The sequence below is a fragment of the Neorhizobium sp. PAMB6716 genome (assembly GCF_058242805.1).
Window position 1 is genome coordinate 2,381,778 of record NZ_CM177835.1, and the last position, 22,714, is coordinate 2,404,491.

The following is a 22,714-nucleotide window of genomic DNA, read 5'->3' on the forward strand; positions in this document are numbered from 1 at the left end:
TCACCTCGTTCTGAAGGCTTGGACAATGGGGGTTTTCAGCGCATTGAAGGCCGGCAGCGCGCCCGTCAGAAGGCCGAGGAGCACGATGAGCAAAAGCGCCCGCAACACGATCAGCGGCGTCATGACAAGGCCAAGCTCTGGGCCGGCCAGAAACGTCAGCAGTTTTGCGAGCGCAAGCCCCGCCGCGCCACCGAAAGCCAGCACGAACAGCGTTTCGGCAAGGATCAGTGCCAGGATCGCCGTTTGCGAAAAGCCGAGCGTTTTCAACACACCGATCTCGAAGCGGCGTTCGCGCACGGCAAACATCATGGTGTTGACGACGATCAGCATCAGCGTGACGAAGGCCGCCCCGACGACGAGGTTCACGATCAGGCCGACATCGGCATATTGGCGCAAAAACGCTTCGAGAAACTGCTTTTCCGACTGGGTGCGCGTTGGCGAGGCGGAGTTTTGAAACAACGCATCGATGCGCGCGGCAAGGCGTGCCGCGTCAGCGCCGGCTTTTGGGCGAACGACAAAGGCATCCACGGTATCGCGGCCTTTTGCGCGGGCGGCATCGACATAGTCGAGGCGGGCCATGCTGAAATAGGTGTCGGTGGAGGCGTTTTCGCCCTCGAAAATGCCGGCAATGGTAAAACGCCAGTCGCGCCCTCCCTCCTGCCGCGCCATGGCAAAGGCGCTGACGGTGACCGACTGGCCAACCTTAAACCCTTGCGCATCGGCAAGGGCGCGCCCGACAAGCAGCGTATCGCGCGCCGTGCCCATGGCCGCCACCAGCGCTGGCGTAAGCCCAAGGCTCTTGCCATTGACCTCCATCATCAGGGCGGGATCGACAGCACTGACGGCAAGGACGTTCTTTTCCGTGCCGACAAAACCGCGCAGGCGAACGAGGGGTGCAATGGCTGCGATATCGGGGTCGCCAGCCAGCCGCACCCGCGCCGCCATTGGCAGGGATTGGCCGCGGCCGCCGGCACTCATCACGCCCAAAATATCCTCGCTGGCGGCAGACGCGCCTTGTGAGCCGGCGAGAAAACTTGCGGTCAGTCCATGGATCAGGAAGGCAACGGCCACGCAGACGATGAGCAGCACGGTGCGCAGGGGTTTTCGCCAGGCATTGCGGCGGGCAAGGCCAAACAGGGTCATCCGGCAGCCCTCATTTCTTCCAGAAACTGTCCCTTGTCGAGATGCAGCGTGCGGCGCGCCTGAAGGGCGGCCTGCGGATCATGCGTCACCATCACGATGGTCTTGTTCATCTCGGTGTTGAGAAAGCGCAGCATGTCGAGCACCGCATCGGCAGACGCGCGGTCGAGATCGCCGGTCGGCTCGTCGCAGAGCAGAAGATCCGGATCGGACACGATGGCGCGGGCAATGCCGACGCGTTGCTGCTGGCCGCCGGACATCAGGCCCGGCATCTGTTTTTCCCGTCCGGCAAGGCCAACGAGATCGAGCACTTTTGCGACCCGCGCCCGCCGTTCGCGCGCCGACAGCGGTTTTAGAAGCAGCGGCAGTTCGACATTTTCGGCCGCCGTCAGCATAGGCAGGAGATTGTAGAACTGAAAAACGATGCCCATGTGATGCGCCCGCCAGGCGGCCCGCGCGCCCTCCCCCATCTGGTCAAGGCGGCTGTTGCCGATGCGAAGCGTGCCACCATCGGCCCGGTCTATGCCAGCGAGCATGTTGAGAAGCGTGGATTTTCCAGACCCCGAGGGCCCCATGATGGCGACGAAATCACCGCGGGGAATGGCAAGGTCGAGACCGGAAAAGATCGGGATCGTCTGGCCGCCGATGCGATAGGCTTTGCGCAGGTTTTCAAGCGCGATGTAGGGCTCGTCTGGTAGCGGCGTCTTTGCCAATGGGGTGGGCATGGTCTCGGCGGTGCTCATGGCAGGCGGTCTCCGGTGGGATCGAGGAAAAGGCGAATGCGGGCGGCCATGTTCGGCCGGATGCCCTCAGGTGGGTCGCGGAGCGAAAGACGCAGCGAAATCGTGCCCTTTTCAGCGGAAGCGGCAGGCGCCAGACGGGTGACGGTGACGGCAAAGGCATGATCGGGAAAGCCATCCAGCACCGCCTCCCCGGCAAGACCTGCCCGAAGCATCGCGATCTGGCTTTCGGCGACATCGGCATCGATCACCAGATGCGCGGTATCGGTGAGGGTCAGAAGGCTCTGGCTTTCGCGCACGCTGTCTACGCGGGCCAGCACGCTGTCTCCCACATGCGCCTCAAGCCGCGTGACAGTGCCGGCAAAGGGCGCGCGGACGGTGAGCGCATCGACTTTCTCCTGCGCGATACGGATGGCAAGATCGGCGCTATCCACCGATTGGCGCGCCTGCGCCACGGCGTTGTCAGCCTGAAGCAGCGCCGTCTCTGCCTCCTCCAGCGTCTGGCGGGATGCGGCATCTCGGATGGCGAGCGCCTTTATCCGGGCAAGGGATGCGGCGGCCTGCACACGATCGATCTCGCGCGCCTGCCGCTGCAACTCGGCCTTCGACTTGTCGGAAACGGCCTGTTCGAGCGCGAAACGGGCGCTGGCATCGTCGAGCACGACAAGCACCTGACCGGCCGTCACGACATCGCCGGGGGAGACTGCAACACGCAGAACCTCACCCTCATATTTGGAAAACACCGCCGTCTTCTGAGGGGCAATGACAAAACCGGACCCGGTGATTTCGCGCGCCGCGATGGCTGGCGGGGTAACCGCCACAGGCTTCTGCGGAGCCGGCGCCGGCGTTTTATCGGGCGCCTTGGTAGGCCAGACGACGGTGGCGCCCAAGGCGGCGGCACCGAAAAATGCGGCGAGAAGAAGCAGGTATAAAAGACGCCGGCGTTTGCGTGCCGGCGGCTCCTTTATCGGCGGGAGCGGCTCCTGGAAAAGAGACCGCAATGTCTCGGTGCGCGCCCCGTCGCGCGTCGGGTGAGATGTCTCGGGGTAAAGGGTGTGGGCTTGTCTGTTCATGCCGCAACGATGACGCAGCGGCGGGCGGTGCGAGACCTTAAACGCGCTTTGCGCCGTGCGAAATCGCGATCGAGGACGCCTGCTTGTCGCGCCACTCCAGCGGCGTCATGTCGGTGACCCGGCGAAATTCCCGGTTGAAGTTGGATTTGGTCTGGAAACCCACGGCAAACATGATCTCGGTCACCGGCCTGTCGCTCTCTGCCAGCAGCTGGCAGGCCTCGGCGATGCGCTGTTCGTTGACATATTGCGAGACGTTTTTGCCCGTCGCCCGGTTGATGGCCGCCGAAATCTGGCGCGCGGGAATGCCGGCCTTGCGCGCCAGCCGGTCAAGGTTGAGATCGGCATCGCGGTAGACGCGTCTGGTGCGCATCAGGCCCTCGATGGCAGCAAGCGTTTCGTGATCTTCAGGCAGCGAGGGTTCGGCGGCCGGCTCGGGCTTTTCGGCGGGCGCTGCGCTGGCGCTTGCCGCAGCCGCTGCAACGGAGAGAATGGCAAGCAGCGCCAGATTGCCGACAGCCACGACCGGACGGGCATATTCCCCGCGGGTGAAGGCCATATCGAGAAACACCAGAATATCGATGGTGGCCGAAAACAGCAGCGCAAAGGCGGCAAACAGGATGGCGCGGTAGGCCCGCGCGCTTCCCTCGAACGGCGCAAGCTTCAGCGCATCCGCGCCCGGCCGCATCAAAAGAAGAATGGCCATGGCATAACCGATAAAAATCGCCACCAGCACAAGATCGATGGGGTCACGGCCGAACACCAGAAGCATCACGATGGAGAAAGCCGGAAGCGCATGGAGCAGAAGTCGGCGCGGCAAGGGCGTGCGGCTTTTGCGCACCAGCCGCAGCACACCCGCATAGGCAAGCGGCGGCACGAGCGCTGCCCCGACCGGCGCCAGATACATGACCCAACTTAGCCCATAGCCCCAGCGCAGGCCAGACAGCAGCGATTGCAGGACGCTCAAAAGAATGAGCGCCAGAAACGGAAAATTGCGCGCGCCGTCTTCATCACGTCTCACGACATGGACGAAAACGACAACGAGAAGAATGGCAACGACAAAGGGAAGCGGAATGAACGGCATGAGAGACACTGTGCGCGAAGCGATCCAAATATCATGACCGGGAACCGCACCGAACGCGACCTCAAACGTGATCGAGAACCGAAAGACACACGATAACCGCCCGGCAGCATCTCTTCGTGCCGCCGCCGCCCCCGGCTGCCCTTTCAAGGTTGTGACTCTGTCAGCGCGCCACTGGAGAAAACGGCACATGTCTGCTATCGCGGACGCAGAGGCACACGGCCGACTGTATCAGGAGGAGACAACGGCCAGATCAACGCCTTGACATTGAGCTTTCGTTAAGCTGCCCCACAATAAAACGGATCGTGACGAAACGACGTCGGGTGGTGACGTTCTCCTCAAGCCGGGCATATCATGGGCACGAGCAATATCATCGTTTATGTGCCGCCTGTGATTTTCGGGATGGTCGCCATCATCTTCCTGCAACTGTGGCGAAGCGGCATTGCCACGACCTGGCATTGGAGTGCGGGATTTGCGCTGACCGCTTCCGGTTTCCTGCTGTCGACCTTTCCCGTCGGCCCGCAATTTGATGCCTTCGTCTCGGGCGTGATCTTCATCGCAGCCGCCTATTGTTATTCGAGCGCCGTGCTCGAGCATTTCGAGGCGCCGCCGTGGCATCGGACGCGCCGGCTGTTCTGCGCCGTCTATCTTCTCCTCCTCATCCACACCGTCTTCATCATGCAGAGCCTGCGTTACCAGCTGCTGCTGACCGATGTCGGCTTTGCCTGCCTTGTGGCGCTGGCGCTCGGGACGAGCCTGCCCCGGGCCTCGCGCGGCATCGACCGTATCCTTCTCGCCTCGGTTGGCCTCGTTTTTGCCGATACGATGGTGCGGGCGGTGGTGTTTTTCTTTTTTGTGGATCAGAGCGACGATCTCGCCGATTTCGTCACCTCCACCTATAATCTGAGCGTCCACGTCACGACGATCACGCTCTGCCTGACCTTTCCGTTTGCAGCGCTTGCCGCCATCGGATCGGCAGCCATCGAACGGCACCGGGATGCGGCAGAACGCGATCCGCTGACGGGCCTGTTCAACCGGCGCGGCTTTGACGCGGCCATCGACCGGGCCTTTCCGCTGGGTCTCTCTGCCGGATCGGTCATTGTCTGCGACATCGATCACTTCAAGGCGATCAACGACGCCTACGGCCACGCGGCAGGCGATGAGGTGCTGGTGCAACTGGGCAGACAGTTGCACCAGGCAATCGGCGCCCATGGCATACCGGCCCGCCTCGGCGGCGAGGAATTCGTCGCCTACCTGCCGCACCACGCCCCGCAGGAGGCAGCCCGGCTTGCCGAAACGTTTCGCATGGCCGTGGCAAACCGGATCTTGAACCTGCGCGGCACGTCGCGAACCATGACCCTCAGCCTCGGCATCGCCCCGCTGGAGCCCGGCCGCAACACGCTTCAGACGGCGATCGACCGCGCCGACGAAGCCCTCTACCGCGCCAAGGCCGCTGGCCGCAACCGCACGACAATCGCGACGCCTGCAGGAGATATCGAGGGGGAAAAAACGGCACGAGGGTGAAGGGTGTTACGCATCGACATCACCTGCGAAGACGCCGCACGACCGGGTCAGGTGATGCTCGTTGCTGGCATGCCGGTCGAGACCTTTATCCAGACTGGCGAAAGAAGCGTCGCTTCCTATCTGCTGAAACCCTAAAACGACCAGATCATGCGCGCCTTCCGGGAGAACTGACGGGAGAGCGGGAGGGGGCGAGAAAGAAAGCTTCGCCTCAGTCGAGCTTCAGCCGTGTCTCGGCCCGGAACGACCGCAGTTCGCCAAGCGCCCGGATCGAGCGACCGTCATCGATGGCGGCAAGATCGAGAATGATCGCGTTGGCAATGGTCATCGGCACCACGAGCGATTGGGATTGACCGGGCTCTCCGCGTGAGACCGAGATGTGGCGATCTGGCGCGGGATCGATGCGGGCGGCATGCAGGTCCGTGAGGGCCAGCGTCACCGCGCCACGCTCGGCGGCAATCCGGCGAACCTCGTGCACCAGAGGCGCGACGCGGCGGAAGGAGAGAAGCCAGACCACATCGCCTTTGGAAAGAGACCAGAGAAGCTCCGGCATCTGATCCATCTGGCTGGCAATGTTGACGGCCTCGTATCCCGATCGCACCAAGCGCAGCGTAATGAGGGCCGAGAGCGCCGAAGAATGGCCGCGCCCGAAGACGAAAATGCGGCGGCTGTCGCGCAGGTGCTCGGAAAAGGCGCGGATATCGGCATCGGATACGGTGTTTCGCACAGTGTTGAGCGCGGCGATTTCACTATCCAGAACCGAAGCGAGCAGGCCGCCCTCCTCGGCCCTGACAAGCCGGGCGGCCATGCGCGCGGCAGAGCTTTCAAAATCGCCGCCGCCGTCTCGAAGACTGGCCTGCAGGAAGCTGCGAAACTCCGGATATCCCTTGAAACCCAGCCGCCTTGCCAACCGGACGGCGGAGGCGGGATGGACGCCGGCGCGGAAGGAGACATCCTTGCCGTTCTCCATCGCAGCCCGGATCGGGTCCTGCACCAGCACATCGAGCAGGCGCGTATCGGCATCGGTGAGCCGGGTCGAATGGCGGCTGATCAGATCGGCAAACGCCGGGGGAAACGGGTCTTGCCTGTCCATCACTCTTCCGCTGTTCTGATGCTGCGCAAATCGCGTGCAAGGTCAACACGCTCTCCACTGTCGTTAGCAAAGAACAGCGCCCGGTCAAGATCGTAGGAGATCCACAGCTGCGCCGTATAGTCGGGCATGGCGCGGCGCGGTGCGATGGCCGTCAACCGTCCCGCAGCACTGTCGCAATGCAGGAGCAGATCCGATCCGGTCATTTCCGACAGGACAAGGCGCGCTTCCAGCGCCGGTCCTGCCGGCTTTTGCGCATGAACGCTGAGGATATCCGGGCGCAGGCCTGCCGTCAGTCCCTGCATGCCCTGCCAGCCCGGCAATTTCTCCGCGGCGACGAAATTGATCGGGGGCACGCCGAGAAAACCCGCGACAAATCGGTTGGCGGGGCGATCGTAGATCACCTCCGGCCGGTCGAACTGCTGCAGGTGGCCATCCTTCATGACAGCCACCCGGTCGGCCAGCGACAGGGCCTCGGTCTGGTCATGCGTGACATAAACGATGGTGGCGCCGAGCTGGCGGTGCAGATCCTTGATCTCGGTGCGCATCGCCACCCTGAGCGCATTGTCGAGGTTCGACAGCGGCTCGTCCATCAGGAAGGTGGAGGTGTTGCGGGCCATGGCTCGGCCCATGGCGACACGCTGGCGCTGACCGCCGGACAGCGCGCCCGGCTTGCGCTCCAGATAGGGTTCCAGCTGCAGCATGCGCGCCACCTCCTCGGCCCGCCGGTTGCGCTCGGCCTTCGGCATGCCGCGCAATTCCAGCCCGAAGGAAATGTTTTCACGCACGCTCATATGCGGATAGAGCGCATAGTTCTGGAAGATCATCGCGATGTCGCGGTCCTGCGGCGCCAGATCATTGGCGCGAATGCCTGCAATCTCGATCTCGCCGGCATCGGCACGCTCCAGCCCGGCGATCAGCCGCAGCAGCGTGGACTTGCCGCAGCCGGAGGGGCCGACAATGACGATGAACTCGCCGGGATGGAACTCCATCGACACATCGTGCAGAACCGTCGGGCCGCCCGGATAGGCCTTGCGGATGTTGCGAAGGGCAATGCCGCTCATGCCGTGATCTCCTTCTGGCGAAAGGCAGTGCGCCGGGCAATCGCCAGCGTCGGCCGGTCGGTGGTAAACACCTTGACGCCGAGCGCCAGCGCCTTGTCGATCTGCGCCGGCGTGTGGGCGGCCCAGCAGCCGAAATCGATCCCGGCAGCCTGCACGGTTGCAGCGAGCGTGGCATCGGCCGTGTCGATATGCACGCCAATTTCAGGCACGCCATGCGCCCGGCACAGCTCGATCACCCCATGAACGCCAACCTGTTTCAGCACCGGCGGGCTGACCAGCCACAGTCGCGGCCGGTCGGTGGCAGCCGCCAGCTCGTCCAGCGAGGCGAGCAGGAAGGAGGAAAAGGTGGTGCGCGCCAGCAAGCCGTGGCGGGCAAGCAGGTCGATCACCTTCGGCACGAACCCCGGATAGGCGAGGCCATCGGCGCCGGGCTTGATCTCGCAGCGGAAATCGACGCTGGATGAGGCATAGAGGGCGCAGAGTTCGTCGAGCGTCAGCGGATGGCCGCCGGCACTGTAGTGGATGGTGGCGTCCTTCACCTCGGCAAGCGACAGCGCCGCAATCGCGCCGTAGCGGTCGGTCGTTCCCTCCAGCGTTGGATCGTGATGGACGACGATCGCGCCGTCGGCTGTCGGGTGGACGTCGAATTCCACTTCCTCCAGCGCCATGGCAGCGGTCGCGGCAAAACCGCGCGGCGTGCTGTCGCCATATTCGAGCGTGCCGCCGCGATGGGATGCGATGCGTGTCATCAGTCTGGTCTTTCCCGTTTCGTCTTTTGAGAGGTTCATTTCACGGCGCCCATGGTGATGCCGCGCACGAGATGGCGCTCCACGAACAGGAAACCGGCAAGCACCGGCAGGATAGTAATGGTGGAGGCGGCCATGACCAGCGGCCAGTCGACGAGCCCCTCCCCCGGATTGATCTTGTAGAGCCGTGCCAGACCGATCTGCAGCGTGTAGAGATCCTGCCGGCCGACGGCCACCAGCGGCCAGATGTAGTTGTTCCACTCGGTGATGAAGATGTAGAGCGCCATGGAGGCAATGGCCGGCTTGGAGAGCGGCACGATGATGCGCCACAGCACGGTAAGCGGCGAGGCTCCATCCATATAGGCCGCCTCGTCCAGCGCCTTCGGGATGCCACGAATATATTGCCGCAGGAAAAAGGCGGCAAAACCGTTGGAAATCGCCGGCAGGATCAACCCCGCATAGGTATCGAGCAACCCGACCTTTGCAAGCGTCAGGTAATTCGGGATGAGGCTGATATGGCTCGGGATCATCAGTGTGGCGACGGTTGCGCCGAACAGCAGGTCGCCGCCGCGAAAGGTGAAGCGGGCAAAGGCGAAGGCGGCAAGCGTTGCCACCGTAATCCCGAGAACGGTGACAAGGCCGGAGACGATCAGGCTGTTGAGGAGGTAGCGGGCGAAATTGAACTGGCCGACGGCCCGCTCGTAATTGTCCAGCGTGAAGGTGACGTGACCGGCATAAAAGGCATCGGCCGTCTGGAACGACATCCAGATGGAATAAAGCACCGGCGAGAGGAACAGCAGGCCGACGACGAGCGACAGCACCGCAACAATAGGATTTTCAGGCTTCATAATGCACCTTGCGGCCGATGATGCGCGATTTGAGGATGGCAAGTGCCACCAGCAGGACGAAAAGAATGACGGCAAGTGCTGAGCCGCGGCCGATGTCGAACAGCACGAAACCGATCTCGTAGAGCAGGTTCACCAGCATGTCGGTGGCGCCGGCCGGTCCGCCTTTTGTCATCACATTGACGATGGTGAAGACCTGGAAGGCCTCGATCACCGAGATCACCAGCAGGAAATAGGTGGTGGGCATCACCAGCGGCATGGTCACGCGGCGAAAGACGTGGAGGCGCCGGCCGCCATCGACGGCGGCCGCATCGTAAAGCTCCTGCGGGATCGCCTGCAGGCCGGCGATATAGATGACGATGTCATACCCGATCTGCTTCCAGGTGTTGACGACGATCAGCACCCAGAGCGCCAGATGCGGATCCTGCAGCCATTGTGGTCGGCCGAGCCCCAGCCAGCCAAGAAGCGCGTTCATCATGCCGTAGTCGGTGGAAAAGACCCAGGAAAACACCACCGCGATCGAGACCGTCGATGTCACCGACGGCAGGAACAGCGCGCCGCGCAGCAGCCGGGAGGCCAGCGTTTCGCGCACCAGCCAGTTGGCGATGGCAAGTGCTGCGCCAAGCCTCAGCGGCACCGAAAGCACGGCAAAGATGGTGGTCACCCACAGCGAGTTCCAGAATTCGGCCGAGGCGAACAACTCTTCATAATTGCGAAGCCCCACGAAGGGCATGTCGGGGGTGAGGAAATTCCACTGGCGCACGCTGAGGTTCAGGCTCGTCAGGATTGGAATATAGGTAAACACCGCGATGAAGATCATCAGCGGCGCAACGAAAAGATAGGGCGTCAGCTTGCGGAGCATTGTTTATCTGCGCCGGTCGGACGTTTGCCCGACCGGCGCCCCTGAAGGTTGAAAAATCAGTTTCCGGCGCGCTGGCTTTCCTTGCGCGTCTGTTCGGCAAAGTCCTTCAGCGCCTCGTCGGCCTTGCGCTGGCCAAGCGCAATCGACTGCCACACCTTGTATTCATTGGTGCGCATCCAGGTGACGAAGGTGGCGCGGGCGCGCCCATGGGCGTATGGCAGCGAATTGATCGCAACATCGATGCCCGGCTGGCTTTCCAGCGCCTTGACGGCGACCGGAAGGGCCGCACTCTTCCTGTTGATCGGCAGGTAGCCGGTCGCGGCAAACCAGGCGGCATTTGCCTCCGGCGAAGCGGCGTAGCTCACGAATTTGTAGGCCGCATCCTGCACGTCCTTGGGCGAAGAGGCCATGATGCCGATGCCGGCGCCGCCGATCGGAACCGAGCAGACCTTGTTGCAGGGCATGGGCCGCACGACGAGATTTTCACCCAGCGCCTTCTTGCGGCCGCCGTAGCTACCGGTCGAATCCATGTCGAGACCGACCTTGCCGGCCATGAAGGCGGCATTGCCCATGTCCTCGTCGGTCACGCCATCCGGGGAGGCAACCTTGTGCTGGCTGACCAGCGAACCCATCCACTGATAGGCTTCGATGGTGTTCGGTTTGTCGAGCAGGATCTCGTTGGTCTTCGGATTGATCAGCTCGCTGTCATTGGCCATGACCAGGCCCCAGCGCGCGAACTGGCCAGGCGCGCCCATTCCGGAAATGCCCTCTGAGCCCAGCTTTTCCTGGATCGTCTTTGCCGCCTTGAGGATGTCGTCATAGGTCTTCAGCGGGGTATCGACGGACAGGCCCGCGCGGGCAAAGATGTCCTTGTTGAAATAAAGAACCGGCGTGGAGGAGTTGAACGGCACGGCATAGTTCTTGCCGTTGATCTGGCCGATTTCGAGGGCGAAGTCGTAAAGATCACCCTTCAGCGGATCGGCATCGACGTAAGGCGTCAGGTCCGTCAGGATATTGTTGTTGGCAAACAGACCATAGCGGGTGATCTCAAGGATTACGGCATCCGGTGCGCGACGGGCGGGAATGGCCGCCTGCAGCTTGGCAACCAGATCGTTGTAATTGCCGACAAATTCCGGCTCGACATCGATATCGGGATGGGCAGCTTCGAAGTTTGCGATGATCTTGTTCAGAGCCTCGCCATTGGTCTTGCTGAACGTGTGCCAGAATTTGACCGTGGTTGCGGCTTCGGCAGAGCCGATCGTGGCGAACAGGGCAAAAACGCTGGCTGCAATCGTGCTGTGCAATTTGCGTGTCATGTCTCTCTCCTCTGCAAGTTAAATTGCAATGAGAGCGACATAACGGTCGCACACGACATTCCCGTGAAGCCCGCATGAAGACTTGATGACGGTGCGCTGCCGCGTTGAGAGGGCCCGTTTCGCTGAAGAGGTGGGGATCACATCACCGGCGAACGTCTGGCATCGCATGGCTGACACGATCCAACAGTAGCGCATCTGGAAGGATTGTAAGCCACGCTGGATGTGCCTGCATGGCTGCGAGGCTCATTCAAATGCACCCATATTCTCAGCGTTTCAGTCCCACGCGTATCCGGCCGCGCAAGCGCTCATTCCGCAGCGGGGTTTGACCCGCTTCCAGTCGTCGTGTAACTCCTCCGCTTGCATTGAGGCACGAGACCTCAACTCAGCATCTTTGCGTTCATGCGTAATTCGTGAGGGACATTCGATGGCTATTCTCGTTACCGGCGGCGCTGGCTTCATTGGAAGCAATTTTGTGCTCGACTGGCTCGCCCAAAGTGACGAACCGATCGTCAACCTGGATAAGCTGACCTATGCGGGCAATCTAGACAACCTGGCTGGCCTGGAAGCGGACGCACGGCATATTTTCGTCAAGGGCGATATCGGCGATAGGAAGCTTGTCTCCAAGCTGCTCTCCGAACACAATCCGCGCGCGGTCATCAATTTTGCCGCTGAATCGCATGTGGACCGGTCCATTCACGGACCTGCCGAATTCATACAGACGAACGTGGTTTCAACCTTCACCTTGCTCGAGGAAGTTCGCACGTACTGGGCAAATCTGGCAGACAGTGAAAAGACGCCCTTCCGCTTCCTGCATGTCTCCACCGACGAGGTGTATGGCTCGCTTGAAAAGGATGAGCCTGCGTTCCGTGAAGAGAACCAGTACCGGCCAAACAGCCCCTATTCGGCCAGCAAGGCGGCATCCGACCATCTTGTTCGCTGCTACCATCACACCTACGGCCTGCCGGTACTCACCACCAATTGCTCGAACAATTACGGGCCATTCCATTTTCCGGAAAAGCTCATTCCCCTGTGCATCCTCAACGCGCTATCGCTTAAGCCTTTGCCGATCTACGGTGATGGCCAGCAGATCCGCGACTGGCTCTATGTCCGGGATCACTGCTCTGCCATCCGGCGTGTTCTCGATGCAGGCAAACTCGGCGAAACTTACAACGTCGGAGGCTGGAACGAGAAGGCCAATCTGGATGTGGTTCGCACACTCTGCGCGATCCTCGATGAACTGCATCCGCGGGCCGATGGTCAGTCCTATGCAACACAGATTGCCTTCGTGAAAGACCGTCCGGGCCATGACAGGCGGTATGCGATCGATGCAGGCAAGCTGGAAAGGGAACTGGGCTGGAAGCCGGTTGAAACGTTCGAGACGGGCATTCGCAAAACGGTGCAGTGGTATCTGGAGCACCAGGACTGGGTCCAGAACGTGACGAGCGGCGCCTACCAGCACTGGGTCGGAAAGCAATACGGGAGCTGATCGATGCGGTTGTTGTTGACAGGCAAAAACGGTCAGGTTGGTTTCGAATTGCAAAGGGCGCTTGCCCCTTTGGGGGACGTGATCGCGCTGGACCGGAACGCTTGCGACCTCTCCGACCACACTCAATTGCGGTCGGTTATCCGGGACGTAAAGCCTGATATCATCGTCAATCCGGCTGCCTACACCGCCGTCGACAAGGCGGAAAGCGAACAGGATCTGGCTTTTTCCATTAATGCTACGGCGCCGGGCATCATCGGTGCCGAGGCCGCCGCTCTTGGCGCATTGGTGGTGCATTACTCGACCGATTATGTCTTTGACGGCATGGATGACGGTTTCTACACCGAGGCGCATGAGCCCAGTCCGCAGGGCGTGTATGGCCGCAGCAAGCTTGCCGGCGAGCAATCCCTGAAAGCCAGCGGAGCGCGGCACCTGATCTTCAGGACATCGTGGGTGGCCGGTGCGCACGGCGCCAACTTCATGAAAACCATGCTCCGTCTCGCGGCGGAGCGCGACGAAATGAAGGTTGTGGCCGACCAGATTGGAGCACCGACATCGGCCAGCCTGATCGCCGACGTGACAGCGCATGCCGTGCGGGAAGCCCTGAAACAGGGCCACGCCATTCCAGATGGGGTTTACCATCTTGTGGCGAGCGGAGAAACCAACTGGCACGCTTACGCGTGCCATGTGATCGAAGCCGCGCGTCGCGCAGGAAGGCCTGTCCGCGTGGCGCCGGATGCAATTTTGGCCATTCCCTCAAGCGAATATCCGACGCCGGCGAAGCGGCCTGCCAATTCCAGACTTGACACTTGTAAACTTCGCACGACTTTCGGCTTGAACCTGCCCCATTGGCAGGCCGGTATTGACCATATTCTCCAGCAAATGTTTTGAGGCGATGACGACACGCAAGGGTATCATTCTGGCCGGGGGATCCGGCACACGGCTTCATCCGGCAACGCTGGCAGTCTCCAAGCAGTTGCTGCCGGTGTATGACAAGCCAATGATCTATTATCCACTGACAACGCTGATGCTGGCAGGCATCCGGGATATCCTGATCATATCGACGCCACAGGATACGCCCCGCTTCGAGGCGCTGCTTGGCGATGGCAGCCAGTGGGGTCTCAACCTCACCTATAGCGTACAGCCAAGCCCCGATGGGCTGGCGCAGGCCTTTATCCTGGGCCGCGATTTCGTCGGGGGAAAACCATCTGCCCTCGTGCTGGGGGACAACATCTTCTACGGTCATGATTTCCAGAAGTTGCTGAAGCACGCGGCAACGCAGACTGATGGCGCAACGGTGTTTGCCTACCACGTGACCGATCCCGAGCGTTACGGCGTTGTGGATTTCGACAAAAACAAGAAAGCCTTGTCGATCGAGGAAAAACCTCAGAGGCCAAAGTCGCATTATGCCGTGACGGGTCTCTACTTCTACGATGAGCAGGTCTGCGACATCGCGGCGGATATCAAGCCCTCTGCCCGCGGCGAACTCGAGATCACGGATGTTAACAGCCGCTACCTCGCGCAGGGCCAGTTGAACGTCGAGATCATGGGGCGCGGTTACGCATGGCTGGACACGGGCACCCATGATTCACTGCTGGAGGCAGGACACTACATCGCCACGATCGAAAAACGGCAGGGCTTGCGGGTCGCCTGTCCCGAAGAGGTCGCCTACAGGGCGGGTTGGATCGACGCTGCAAAACTGGAGGAGCTGGCGGCTCCGCTGAAAAAGAGCGGCTACGGCGTCTATCTGATGAACCTTCTCAAGGAGGAAGTGTTCTGATGCAGGCGATCTCAACCAGCATTCCTGACGTCTTGATCCTCGAGCCTAAGGTATTCGGAGACGACCGCGGCTATTTCTTGGAGAGCTTCAACGCGCGCACCTTCAAGGAACTGACGGGTCTTGATCGTGATTTTGTGCAGGACAACCATTCCAGATCATCAAAGAATGTGTTGCGGGGGCTGCATTATCAAATTCGGCAGCCGCAAGGAAAGCTTGTGCGTGTCGTCGAAGGGGAAGTCTTCGACGTTGCCGTCGACATTCGCCGGTCGTCACCGACATTCGGCCATTGGGTCGGCGTTCATCTGAGTGAGCAGAACAAGCGGCAGCTTTGGGTCCCCGAGGGCTTCGCCCATGGTTTTGTCGTTTTAAGCGATGCCGCGCAGTTTCTCTACAAGACGACCGACTATTATGCGCCCGAGCATGAGCGCAGTCTGCTGTGGAATGATCCGCGTATCGCGATTGACTGGCCAATCCAGGGCGAACCGAAGCTTGCGGCAAAAGACGCTGCGGCAGCCACGTTGGATATGGCGGAGTTGTTTGACTGATGCAGACCTTTTCCGCGAGCCTCCGGGAAATGGTGGCGAGCCAATGGCGCCACCGCGGCCTGCTCAAGGCCTCGATAAAACGCGAGGTGCTTGGCCGCTACCGGGGTTCGTTTCTGGGCGTGTTCTGGTCTTTCTTCAACCCGTTGCTGATGCTGAGTGTTTACACCTTCGTCTTCAGCTCCATATTGAAGGCGAAATGGGGCACGGGGGGAACCTCGAAGGCAGAGTTTGCCCTGGTGCTTTTCGCGGGACTCATGACATTCAATCTCTTTTCCGAGACGATCAATCGGGCATCCGGTCTCATCGTTGGCAATCCGAACTACGTCAAGAAGGTCGTCTTCCCGTTGGAAATCCTGCCATCCGTGGTGCTGGGATCTGCGCTCTTTCATCTTTTCATCAGTTTGGCGGTCTGGCTTCTGGCCTATCTCGTGTTTTATGGCCTTCCTCACGCGACCGTTCTGTTTTTCCCGCTCGTGCTTTTGCCCCTTTGCATCTTCACGCTTGGGGTAAGCTGGATCCTGGCGTCGTTGGGAGTGTTTCTGCGTGATGTTGCGCAATTCATCGGCGTTGCCACGACGGCCTTGATGTTCCTGTCGCCTGTCTTTTATCCCGCAAGCGCGCTCCCGGAGAATTTTCGCATCGTCCTTTATCTCAATCCCCTGACACCGGCCATCGAACTCTCACGGGATGTGCTGTTTTGGGGTAAGGCACCCGATTTCGTCATGCTGGGCCTCTATGCATTGGCATCCGTAGCAGTCGCCTGGATCGGCTTCCTGTGGTTCCAGAAGACGCGCAAGGGGTTTGCCGATGTCCTCTGACCTGGCCATAAAGGTAGACAACGTCAGCAAGTGTTATCAGATTTACGATACGCCACGGGCAAGGCTCAAGCAGTTCCTGCTGCCGCGCCTGCGCCGCTCCTTCGGCCTGTCCCAGAACCAGTATTTTAGGGAATTCTGGGCTTTGCGGGATGTCTCCTTCGAAGTGAAGAAGGGCGAGACGGTCGGCATCATCGGTCGCAACGGCAGCGGCAAGTCGACCTTGCTGCAAATGATCTGCGGGACCCTCAATCCGACGTCTGGAAGCATTACGGCGAACGGACGCATTTCTGCCTTGCTCGAACTGGGCTCGGGTTTCAATCCCGAGTTTACCGGCCGTGAGAACGTCTACATGAACGCGGCGATCCTGGGGGTCAGCAAGGACGAGATCGATGCGCGTTTTGGCGACATCGCCGCATTCGCTGACATTGGCGACTTCATTGAACAGCCGGTAAAGAGCTACTCAAGTGGCATGATGGTGCGACTGGCCTTTGCCGTGGCCATCAATGTGGAGCCCGAAATCCTCATCGTGGATGAGGCGTTGTCGGTGGGTGACGAACTGTTCCAGCGCAAATGTTTTTCCCGGATCGAGGCCATCCGTGCGAAGGGCGCGACGGTATTTTTCGTTTCCCACTCGGCCTCGCAGATCGTGGAACTGTGCGACCGAGCCATCATGCTCGACTCCGGCGAGATAATCGCGTCCGGCGAACCCAAGCAGATCGTATCCAGCTATCAGAAGCTGCTGTATGCGCCGGCGCATCTGCGCGATGGGCTTCGCCAGCAGTTGATGGCGGGTTCACTGAATGGCTCGGGCGACGATCTGGCAACCGGAGACGACACCGCTCCTGCGGAACGCGGGGTAGAGCTTGATGAAACCTTCGATCCGAATTTCGTTCCTCAAAGTACCATCGAGTTCGAGGCTCGCGGCGCTCGGATAGGAGACCTTGCACTTTTGACCGCCGATGGCCGTCGGGTCAATTCTCTGAAGAAGCAGGGAAGATACAGGCTCCGATACGAGGTCAATGTCGAGAAATTTATAACCAACGTCCGGTTTGGCATGCTCATCAAGACGGGAAGCGGTATCCCCTTGGGAGGTTTCATGTCGGCCGCGACACTTGCGGATGCCATTGCCTTTGTGGAGCCGGGAACGCGTTACACAGTGGAATACTCCTTCACCTGTTTCTTGAATCCGGGCGTATATTTCATGAATGCGGGCGTCTTCGGTTCTGATGATGCAGATGGCGAGGCTGTTTTGCATCGCAAGGCCGACGCGGTTGTTTTCAGGGTTTTGCCCACGGAAAGAAACTGCTCAACCGAAATCATCGACTTCGACTTCCACTGCGTGGCGAACATAAATGACTGATATCTTTAACCGTCTTCTGGTGTCCTGCCCCAATGAGGCCGGAGGTCTGTTCCTTATCAACCATGACACGGTTCGCAGGATCGATGCGAGCCAGTCAACAGGTCTCGCCATTGATGGCAACCGGACACTTCGAGGCATTCAGCCAGGCACGGTTATCCAGCTCGGGGAACGGCCGTGGATCATCAGCGACAATGAAGCGGGTGTGGATGACATTCACGACGTCGTGTTCAAGGATGGGTATTGTTATGTTGTCGGAACCACCGGCAACAAAGTTATCAAGCTCGACGGAGAGGGCCAGGAAGCCGAAACCTGGACTTTTGCAGATGCCGATGATTCCTGGCATATCAATTGTCTAGGCGACTGGAACGACCGCATCGTTTTTTCTGCTTTTGGCGATTTCTCGACCACGCGCGGCTACAAAAAAGCGACCGCCGGCGCGGGCTTTGTGCGAGATCTGTTATCGGGCAACACACTGATTGATGGGCTCTCGCAGCCGCACAGCCTGGTCTCCTGCGACGAAAATTTGATTGTCGCAAACTCCGAAATGAAGGAAATCCGGGAATACGCCCCAGATGGCACGCTACTGCGCACGGCACAGTTCGATGGCTATACGCGCGGAATCAGCGTCGGCGAGCAAATCGTCTATATCGGCCTTAGCTGTTCGCGAAACGTCAGCGATGCGGGTGTGTCTACGGCCACCGTGGTCGCTATTGATCGAGCGACATGGGCAGAAATTGGCCGTATCGCGCTGCCGTCGCGCGAAATCTACGACATCAGGCAGGTCATCAATCGCGATACCCTCCTGGATGTTATCGGTTCCATCGGAGAGGACGTTGTCAACAGGCTGACCGATGCGTTGAGGCAGCAGCATATTGAGTTTGAGAAAATTCAGCGGGAGCGTGACGAACAGACCCAGCGGGAGCACGAGGAGCAGATCCAACGGGAGCGCGACGAGCAGAACCAGTTGGAGCATGACGAACAGATACAGCGGGAGCGTGACGAGCAGAACCAGTTGGAGCATGACGAACATGTTCGACGACTTGACGAGCAAGAGCGTGTCGTCGAAAGGTTGAATGCGCAAATCGTCGCGATTTTGAATTCACGGTCGTGGCGCTTGACAGAACCATTGCGCAAGGTGGTGTCGCTCATTGCGCAAGTGAAAACAGCATCTGGTGAGATTGATGGCCCCTTGCTGCAGCGATTGCGTCGGGGCTGGCGTGAGTTGCGGCTGCACGCACCGCTCCGGGACGTCCGCAACAGTGCGTTGTTTGATGCGGACTATTATCGCACGACATATCCCGACGTCTCTGAAAGTGGCCTGGACCCCGCAACACATTTCGTCGTGCATGGCTGGAAGGAGCATCGCAATCCTTCTGCGGCCTTCGATACGGCCTTCTATCTGTCCGAAAATCCCGACATTGCCGGAGCAAGTATCAACCCTTTCCTTCATTACATCAGGCACGGCCGTCAGGAAGGGCGAAGAATTTCCGCTTCAGAGACCGTGTCTTTGATTGAGACTGATCCTGAACAGCTGGAGCGTGAGATCGAGACAATCCGCTTGTCAGGTCAGTTCGATGAACAATTTTATGTCTGCGTGTATCCTGAACTTCAATTAGCGCCCGAAGATGCGGTTCGCCACTACTGCGAGCGCGGCTGGAAGGAGCATCGCAATCCTTCTGCGGCCTTCGATACGGCCTTCTATCTGTCCAAAAATCCCGACATTGCTGGAGCACGTATCAACCCTTTCCTTCATTACATCAGGCACGGCCGTCAGGAAGGGCGAAGAATTTCCGCTTCAGAGACCGTGTCTTTGATTGAAATTGATCCTGAACAGCTGGAGCGTGAGATCGAGACAATCCGTTTGTCAGGTCAGTTCGATGAACAATTTTATGTCTGCGTGTATCCTGAACTTCAATTGGCGCCCGAAGATGCCGTTCCCCACTACTGCGAGCGCGGCTGGAGACAGGGCCGCGATCCCTGCGATGACTTCGATACGCAGTTCTATCTTTCGACGTATGATGACATTCGAAATGCAGGAATGAACCCGTTTTTGCACTACGTGGTTTCCGGCGCGGCAGAGACCCGGCGGGCATCAGATCGCTCAAGTGGCCGGCGGGAAGCCGACGCGTGGTTTGGAGAGATCGATAACGACGTTAAACTGATTGCGTTCTATGCAGTGCCGGACTGGGATGTGTTGCAATCGGCGCGGCCGTTGTTCCCGCATCATTCGCAGCCCAAGAAACCTGATGGCAGTCTTGGATATTATGATGTGGCCAGTGCGGACGTCCTGCGCAATCAAGCCGAGATGGCGACGCGTCATGGTGTGTCCGCCTTCTGTTTTGAGCTGACGACTGCGCCAAGCCGCGATACGGACCGAAAGGATCCGCTTGCGCTCTTCCTCGAAAATGAAGACATCAATATACGATTTTGCGTCAGAGTTGACATCTCGGCCGGGGCTGGGGAGAATCTATCCGCAATCGGTGACGCATTGGTGCGGCTTTCCAGCGACCCGCGCTGCCTGCGGGTAGCCGGAAGACCGTTGGTCGTCGTCGAGGCCGCGCAGAAATCATTGCAAGTTTCTCGTTATGTTCCTGCTCTAAGAGGATGGTTTCGCGAACAAGGGTTGGATGAGCCCTTTATCGTCGGGCGCTGTGTTCTTGGCGACGCACAGCACCCCGAACTCATCGAGCTTCTTTCGAGCGGTTGTAACGCTGTTCTCGATTTTCCCGCTAATCCCGTACCGGGCGAAACCGGAGATTTCCGCCCGGATGACCGGAACGGAGTCCAAATAGTTCCCTATAAGGTGGTTTGCGCTACTGGTATAAAAAAAGCACGGATGAAAGCGAACCTGCTGCAACCAGTTTACTCTGTCGTTACACTCGCCCGTGACAATACAGCCCAGCAGACAGATAGTCGCTTGGTATATACGAATTTTTCCACTGACAGCTATCGGCAATGGCTGGATGAATGCATTGCGACCACCCGGGAGGTTCACCCTGAAGATAGGCGTTTTGTGTTTATCAACGCCTGGAACGACTGGGAGAAAGGTCTTTATCTCGAGCCCGATCGTCAAGGTGGCTTCAATAGGCTGAATGAAACCGCGCGCGCGCTTTTGAAGCTAGAAGCCGGCTTGCGTCTACCCAAGATCTCTGTAATTGTTCCAAACTACAATCATGAGGTGTTCCTGCGACAGCGCCTTGAGAGTATATATTCCCAAACCTACAGAAACATTGAAGTTTTATTATTAGATGATTGCTCGTCCGACGGAAGTCGCGAGATTTTAGATGAATATTTGGCGAAATATCCGAACATCACGCGCGTTATATATAATGTAGAGAATTCCGGCGGGCCTTTTAAACAATGGGCCAGAGGCTTGAAAGAGGCGTCTGGCGAACTCGTTTGGATTGCAGAGAGCGACGATTTTTGCGACGAGAGATTTCTTGAGGTGCTCGTTCGTTGCTTCGATGACGAGGCGGTATTGCTCGCTTACGGAAAATCCATGTTCGTGAATCGCGACGGGGCGCCGGTTCGCGATGATTTTAAGGCTTATCTGGCTGATCTTGCTTGTGCTGCCAAATGGGAGAGCGCTTACGTCGAGACGGCTCACAATGAGGTCCAGGAAGCATTAGGTATAAAAAACACGATACCCAACGCGAGCAGTGTACTTTTCAAACGACCGATCGAACTGCCACTCCTGGAGGATGAGCAGTGGTTGTCTATGCGTGTCGCCGGCGATTGGGTGTTTTATCTGCATGTCATTCGGGGTGGAAAGATTGCCTATAATCCCGACGCGATAAACTTCTTCCGTCGTTATGAGGGCAGTGCGGCTGAAGCCACTTACAAGAAAGATTCATTTTATCGCGAAGTCGGACTGGCAAGTCGAGCGGTTGCCGCACTCTATCAGGTTCCCCTTGATGTCCTGGAGCGTTGTCGCAAAGGCTATGAAGAGTTCTATTGGACAAGGGTCGGCAACACAGAGGCAGAATTCTCGGATTGGTACAATTACGAGGCGGTTCTTCAGGCGCGCAGTGAGCGCTCACCCAACGTTCTCGTGTCGACGATGGGGTTTTACCCCGGTGGAGCAGAAATTTTGCCGATTCGCCTGGCAAATGAGTTCAAGCGGCAAGGTCTCTCAGTGCTGCTGCTAAGCGCTGGCCTCGGTAGTCGCGAGGATGGCGTGCGGCAAATGCTTCGCAATGATGTACCTTTTGTCGAGACCTCTAATGTTACGAAATTCAAGGAGACTATAAGCAAATTCCACATAGAGGCGCTGAACACGCACCAATGGCATATTCAGAAATACCCCTTGGTGGTTACAGATGTTTTTGACGATCTTCGAACGCATGTGGCTTCGCTTCATGGCATGATAGAGCACGGCGAAGCGTTTGACGTGACAAAAGAGCAGTTATCTGAAGCCGACCGCAATGTCACAACCTGGGCCTATACAGCCGATAAGAACCTCGAGCCGTTCAAAAAGCTTGGAATTTACGATGCTTCTTCGCCGCGGTTCCAGAAAATACAGAACGGAATGCAGCCGCCCAAAGTGGTCCCTGTTTCGCGTGCGCAACTGAACATCCCTGAGAACGCATTTGTTCTATGCTGCGTGAGCAGAGCGATACCGGACAAGGGTTGGGCGGAAGCGATAGATGCCGTTGAAAGAGCGAGACGGTTGTCAGGACGGGACATACGCCTGATGCTTGTTGGCAACGGGCCCGTCTACGATGATTACTGCAAAAATTTCGCCCCGGATTTTGTTCATCTAGTGGGTTTTAGCGAGGACTCGGTTGGGCATTACGCGGCCGCGGACATGGGTATCATGCTAACGAAATTCAAATCGGAGAGCTTTCCGCTCACGATCGTGGATTGTCTTTTTGCGGGCAGGCCATATATCGGCACGGGTGTGGGTGAGATTGAAAACATGCTTACGGTCGAGGGCGAACTTGCTGGCGCAGTTATTGGCCTTGATGACTGGGAGGTCCCCGTGGAGCAGGTGGCGCATGAAATAGCCGAGTTCGCGTCGGACCACACCAAGTATTCGAAAGCATTGTCCTTAGTGCCTCCGGCAGCCTCTAGGTATAGAATTGACGTAGCGGCATCACAATATATCGCGCTCTTCAAGCGCGATCGTGACGGAGAGCCGATCGGCATGAAAAAGGTCAGAACATCCAATCCTGTTGAATATTCATAGCGTTTTGAGGCAAGGGTTGGTTGCAGTGAAATCAGTTGGTCGGATGCATGCGACAGAATTGTGAG

19 protein-coding genes are annotated in these 22,714 nt (G+C 58.9%); 9 read left to right on the forward strand and 10 right to left on the reverse strand.

The features are described 5' to 3' along the window. From AC4CWH_RS11760 to AC4CWH_RS11775, 4 genes are all read right to left on the reverse strand, one after another. A complete protein-coding gene (locus tag AC4CWH_RS11760) occupies positions 1–1,143 on the reverse strand; it encodes an ABC transporter permease (protein WP_491318884.1) in 1,143 nt (380 codons plus the stop codon). Then, positions 1,140–1,883, reverse strand: a complete 744-nt coding sequence (locus AC4CWH_RS11765) for an ABC transporter ATP-binding protein (RefSeq protein ID WP_491318885.1) — start codon at positions 1,881–1,883, stop codon at positions 1,140–1,142. The genes AC4CWH_RS11760 and AC4CWH_RS11765 overlap by 4 nt, the downstream gene beginning before the upstream one ends. Further along, on the reverse strand, positions 1,880–2,701 hold the full coding sequence (locus tag AC4CWH_RS11770; protein ID WP_491318886.1) for an efflux RND transporter periplasmic adaptor subunit: 822 nt from the start codon (positions 2,699–2,701) through the stop codon (positions 1,880–1,882). The genes AC4CWH_RS11765 and AC4CWH_RS11770 overlap by 4 nt, the downstream gene beginning before the upstream one ends. A gap of 289 nt (positions 2,702–2,990) precedes the next feature. Then, positions 2,991–4,034, reverse strand: coding sequence for a helix-turn-helix domain-containing protein (locus tag AC4CWH_RS11775; RefSeq protein WP_491318887.1), 1,044 nt, complete (start codon positions 4,032–4,034; stop codon positions 2,991–2,993). 351 nt (positions 4,035–4,385) lie between these two features. On the opposite strand from AC4CWH_RS11775, the gene AC4CWH_RS11780 reads away from it, so the two are divergent. After that, on the forward strand, positions 4,386–5,555 hold the full coding sequence (locus tag AC4CWH_RS11780; protein WP_491318888.1) for a sensor domain-containing diguanylate cyclase: 1,170 nt from the start codon (positions 4,386–4,388) through the stop codon (positions 5,553–5,555). 3 nt (positions 5,556–5,558) lie between these two features. Beyond that, positions 5,559–5,690 (forward strand): hypothetical protein, encoded by a 132-nt coding sequence (locus tag AC4CWH_RS11785; protein ID WP_491318889.1) that lies wholly within the window; start codon positions 5,559–5,561, stop codon positions 5,688–5,690. A gap of 73 nt (positions 5,691–5,763) precedes the next feature. Here the strand turns inward: AC4CWH_RS11785 and AC4CWH_RS11790 are convergent, their stop codons facing one another. From AC4CWH_RS11790 to AC4CWH_RS11815, 6 genes are read right to left on the reverse strand one after another with little or no spacing between them, the layout of a single operon-like run. Further along, positions 5,764–6,645 (reverse strand): MurR/RpiR family transcriptional regulator, encoded by an 882-nt coding sequence (locus tag AC4CWH_RS11790; protein ID WP_491318890.1) that lies wholly within the window; start codon positions 6,643–6,645, stop codon positions 5,764–5,766. Continuing rightward, entirely contained in the window at positions 6,645–7,706 is a 1,062-nt protein-coding gene (locus tag AC4CWH_RS11795) for an ABC transporter ATP-binding protein (protein ID WP_491318891.1), read from the reverse strand. Before AC4CWH_RS11795 ends, AC4CWH_RS11790 begins: the two co-directional genes overlap by 1 nt. After that, positions 7,703–8,455, reverse strand: a complete 753-nt coding sequence (locus tag AC4CWH_RS11800) for a glycerophosphodiester phosphodiesterase family protein (RefSeq protein WP_491318892.1) — start codon at positions 8,453–8,455, stop codon at positions 7,703–7,705. Before AC4CWH_RS11800 ends, AC4CWH_RS11795 begins: the two co-directional genes overlap by 4 nt. Before the next feature lie 35 nt (positions 8,456–8,490). Then, positions 8,491–9,300: a carbohydrate ABC transporter permease gene (locus tag AC4CWH_RS11805; RefSeq protein ID WP_491318893.1), complete on the reverse strand. Its 810-nt coding sequence runs from the start codon at positions 9,298–9,300 to the stop codon at positions 8,491–8,493. Beyond that, positions 9,290–10,159: a carbohydrate ABC transporter permease gene (locus AC4CWH_RS11810; RefSeq protein ID WP_491318894.1), complete on the reverse strand. Its 870-nt coding sequence runs from the start codon at positions 10,157–10,159 to the stop codon at positions 9,290–9,292. Before AC4CWH_RS11810 ends, AC4CWH_RS11805 begins: the two co-directional genes overlap by 11 nt. A gap of 56 nt (positions 10,160–10,215) precedes the next feature. Next, positions 10,216–11,475, reverse strand: a complete 1,260-nt coding sequence (locus AC4CWH_RS11815; RefSeq protein WP_491318895.1) for an ABC transporter substrate-binding protein — start codon at positions 11,473–11,475, stop codon at positions 10,216–10,218. A gap of 424 nt (positions 11,476–11,899) precedes the next feature. Here AC4CWH_RS11815 and rfbB point away from each other — a divergent pair, with 424 nt between their 5' ends. Genes rfbB through AC4CWH_RS11850 form a run of 7 tightly spaced genes read left to right on the forward strand, consistent with a single transcriptional unit; the run spans position 11,900 to position 22,649 of the window. Continuing rightward, positions 11,900–12,961, forward strand: a complete 1,062-nt coding sequence (gene rfbB / locus AC4CWH_RS11820; protein ID WP_491321416.1) for a dTDP-glucose 4,6-dehydratase — start codon at positions 11,900–11,902, stop codon at positions 12,959–12,961. Positions 12,962–12,964: 3 nt separating this feature from the next. After that, positions 12,965–13,849, forward strand: a complete 885-nt coding sequence (rfbD, locus tag AC4CWH_RS11825; protein WP_491318896.1) for a dTDP-4-dehydrorhamnose reductase — start codon at positions 12,965–12,967, stop codon at positions 13,847–13,849. Positions 13,850–13,853: 4 nt separating this feature from the next. Beyond that, positions 13,854–14,738: a glucose-1-phosphate thymidylyltransferase RfbA gene (gene rfbA / locus AC4CWH_RS11830; protein ID WP_491318897.1), complete on the forward strand. Its 885-nt coding sequence runs from the start codon at positions 13,854–13,856 to the stop codon at positions 14,736–14,738. After that, the gene (rfbC, locus tag AC4CWH_RS11835) at positions 14,738–15,283 is read left to right on the forward strand and encodes a dTDP-4-dehydrorhamnose 3,5-epimerase (protein ID WP_491318898.1); all 546 of its coding nucleotides are present in this window, start codon (positions 14,738–14,740) and stop codon (positions 15,281–15,283) included. The genes rfbA and rfbC overlap by 1 nt, the downstream gene beginning before the upstream one ends. Beyond that, positions 15,283–16,101 carry an ABC transporter permease gene (locus AC4CWH_RS11840; protein ID WP_491282219.1) on the forward strand — a complete coding sequence of 273 codons (819 nt, stop codon included), beginning with the start codon at positions 15,283–15,285 and terminating at the stop codon, positions 16,099–16,101. Before rfbC ends, AC4CWH_RS11840 begins: the two co-directional genes overlap by 1 nt. Next, positions 16,091–17,461: an ABC transporter ATP-binding protein gene (locus tag AC4CWH_RS11845; RefSeq protein WP_491318899.1), complete on the forward strand. Its 1,371-nt coding sequence runs from the start codon at positions 16,091–16,093 to the stop codon at positions 17,459–17,461. The genes AC4CWH_RS11840 and AC4CWH_RS11845 overlap by 11 nt, the downstream gene beginning before the upstream one ends. Further along, on the forward strand, positions 17,454–22,649 hold the full coding sequence (locus tag AC4CWH_RS11850; RefSeq protein ID WP_491318900.1) for a glycoside hydrolase family 99-like domain-containing protein: 5,196 nt from the start codon (positions 17,454–17,456) through the stop codon (positions 22,647–22,649). Before AC4CWH_RS11845 ends, AC4CWH_RS11850 begins: the two co-directional genes overlap by 8 nt. Positions 22,650–22,714 lie beyond the last annotated feature (65 nt).

What these genes read in the sequence shown, in the direction of transcription:
- AC4CWH_RS11760 (WP_491318884.1), bottom strand. Translation starts at nt 1,143, where the DNA reads ATGACCCTGTTTGGCCTTGCCCGCCGCAATGCCTGGCGAAAACCCCTG.
- AC4CWH_RS11765 (WP_491318885.1), bottom strand. Translation starts at nt 1,883, where the DNA reads ATGAGCACCGCCGAGACCATGCCCACCCCATTGGCAAAGACGCCGCTA.
- AC4CWH_RS11775 (WP_491318887.1), bottom strand. Translation starts at nt 4,034, where the DNA reads ATGCCGTTCATTCCGCTTCCCTTTGTCGTTGCCATTCTTCTCGTTGTC.
- AC4CWH_RS11780 (WP_491318888.1), top strand. Translation starts at nt 4,386, where the DNA reads ATGGGCACGAGCAATATCATCGTTTATGTGCCGCCTGTGATTTTCGGG.
- AC4CWH_RS11790 (WP_491318890.1), bottom strand. Translation starts at nt 6,645, where the DNA reads ATGGACAGGCAAGACCCGTTTCCCCCGGCGTTTGCCGATCTGATCAGC.
- AC4CWH_RS11795 (WP_491318891.1), bottom strand. Translation starts at nt 7,706, where the DNA reads ATGAGCGGCATTGCCCTTCGCAACATCCGCAAGGCCTATCCGGGCGGC.
- AC4CWH_RS11800 (WP_491318892.1), bottom strand. Translation starts at nt 8,455, where the DNA reads ATGACACGCATCGCATCCCATCGCGGCGGCACGCTCGAATATGGCGAC.
- AC4CWH_RS11805 (WP_491318893.1), bottom strand. Translation starts at nt 9,300, where the DNA reads ATGAAGCCTGAAAATCCTATTGTTGCGGTGCTGTCGCTCGTCGTCGGC.
- AC4CWH_RS11810 (WP_491318894.1), bottom strand. Translation starts at nt 10,159, where the DNA reads ATGCTCCGCAAGCTGACGCCCTATCTTTTCGTTGCGCCGCTGATGATC.
- AC4CWH_RS11815 (WP_491318895.1), bottom strand. Translation starts at nt 11,475, where the DNA reads ATGACACGCAAATTGCACAGCACGATTGCAGCCAGCGTTTTTGCCCTG.
- rfbB (WP_491321416.1), top strand. Translation starts at nt 11,900, where the DNA reads ATGGCTATTCTCGTTACCGGCGGCGCTGGCTTCATTGGAAGCAATTTT.
- rfbD (WP_491318896.1), top strand. Translation starts at nt 12,965, where the DNA reads ATGCGGTTGTTGTTGACAGGCAAAAACGGTCAGGTTGGTTTCGAATTG.
- rfbA (WP_491318897.1), top strand. Translation starts at nt 13,854, where the DNA reads ATGACGACACGCAAGGGTATCATTCTGGCCGGGGGATCCGGCACACGG.
- rfbC (WP_491318898.1), top strand. Translation starts at nt 14,738, where the DNA reads ATGCAGGCGATCTCAACCAGCATTCCTGACGTCTTGATCCTCGAGCCT.
- AC4CWH_RS11840 (WP_491282219.1), top strand. Translation starts at nt 15,283, where the DNA reads ATGCAGACCTTTTCCGCGAGCCTCCGGGAAATGGTGGCGAGCCAATGG.
- AC4CWH_RS11845 (WP_491318899.1), top strand. Translation starts at nt 16,091, where the DNA reads ATGTCCTCTGACCTGGCCATAAAGGTAGACAACGTCAGCAAGTGTTAT.
- AC4CWH_RS11850 (WP_491318900.1), top strand. Translation starts at nt 17,454, where the DNA reads ATGACTGATATCTTTAACCGTCTTCTGGTGTCCTGCCCCAATGAGGCC.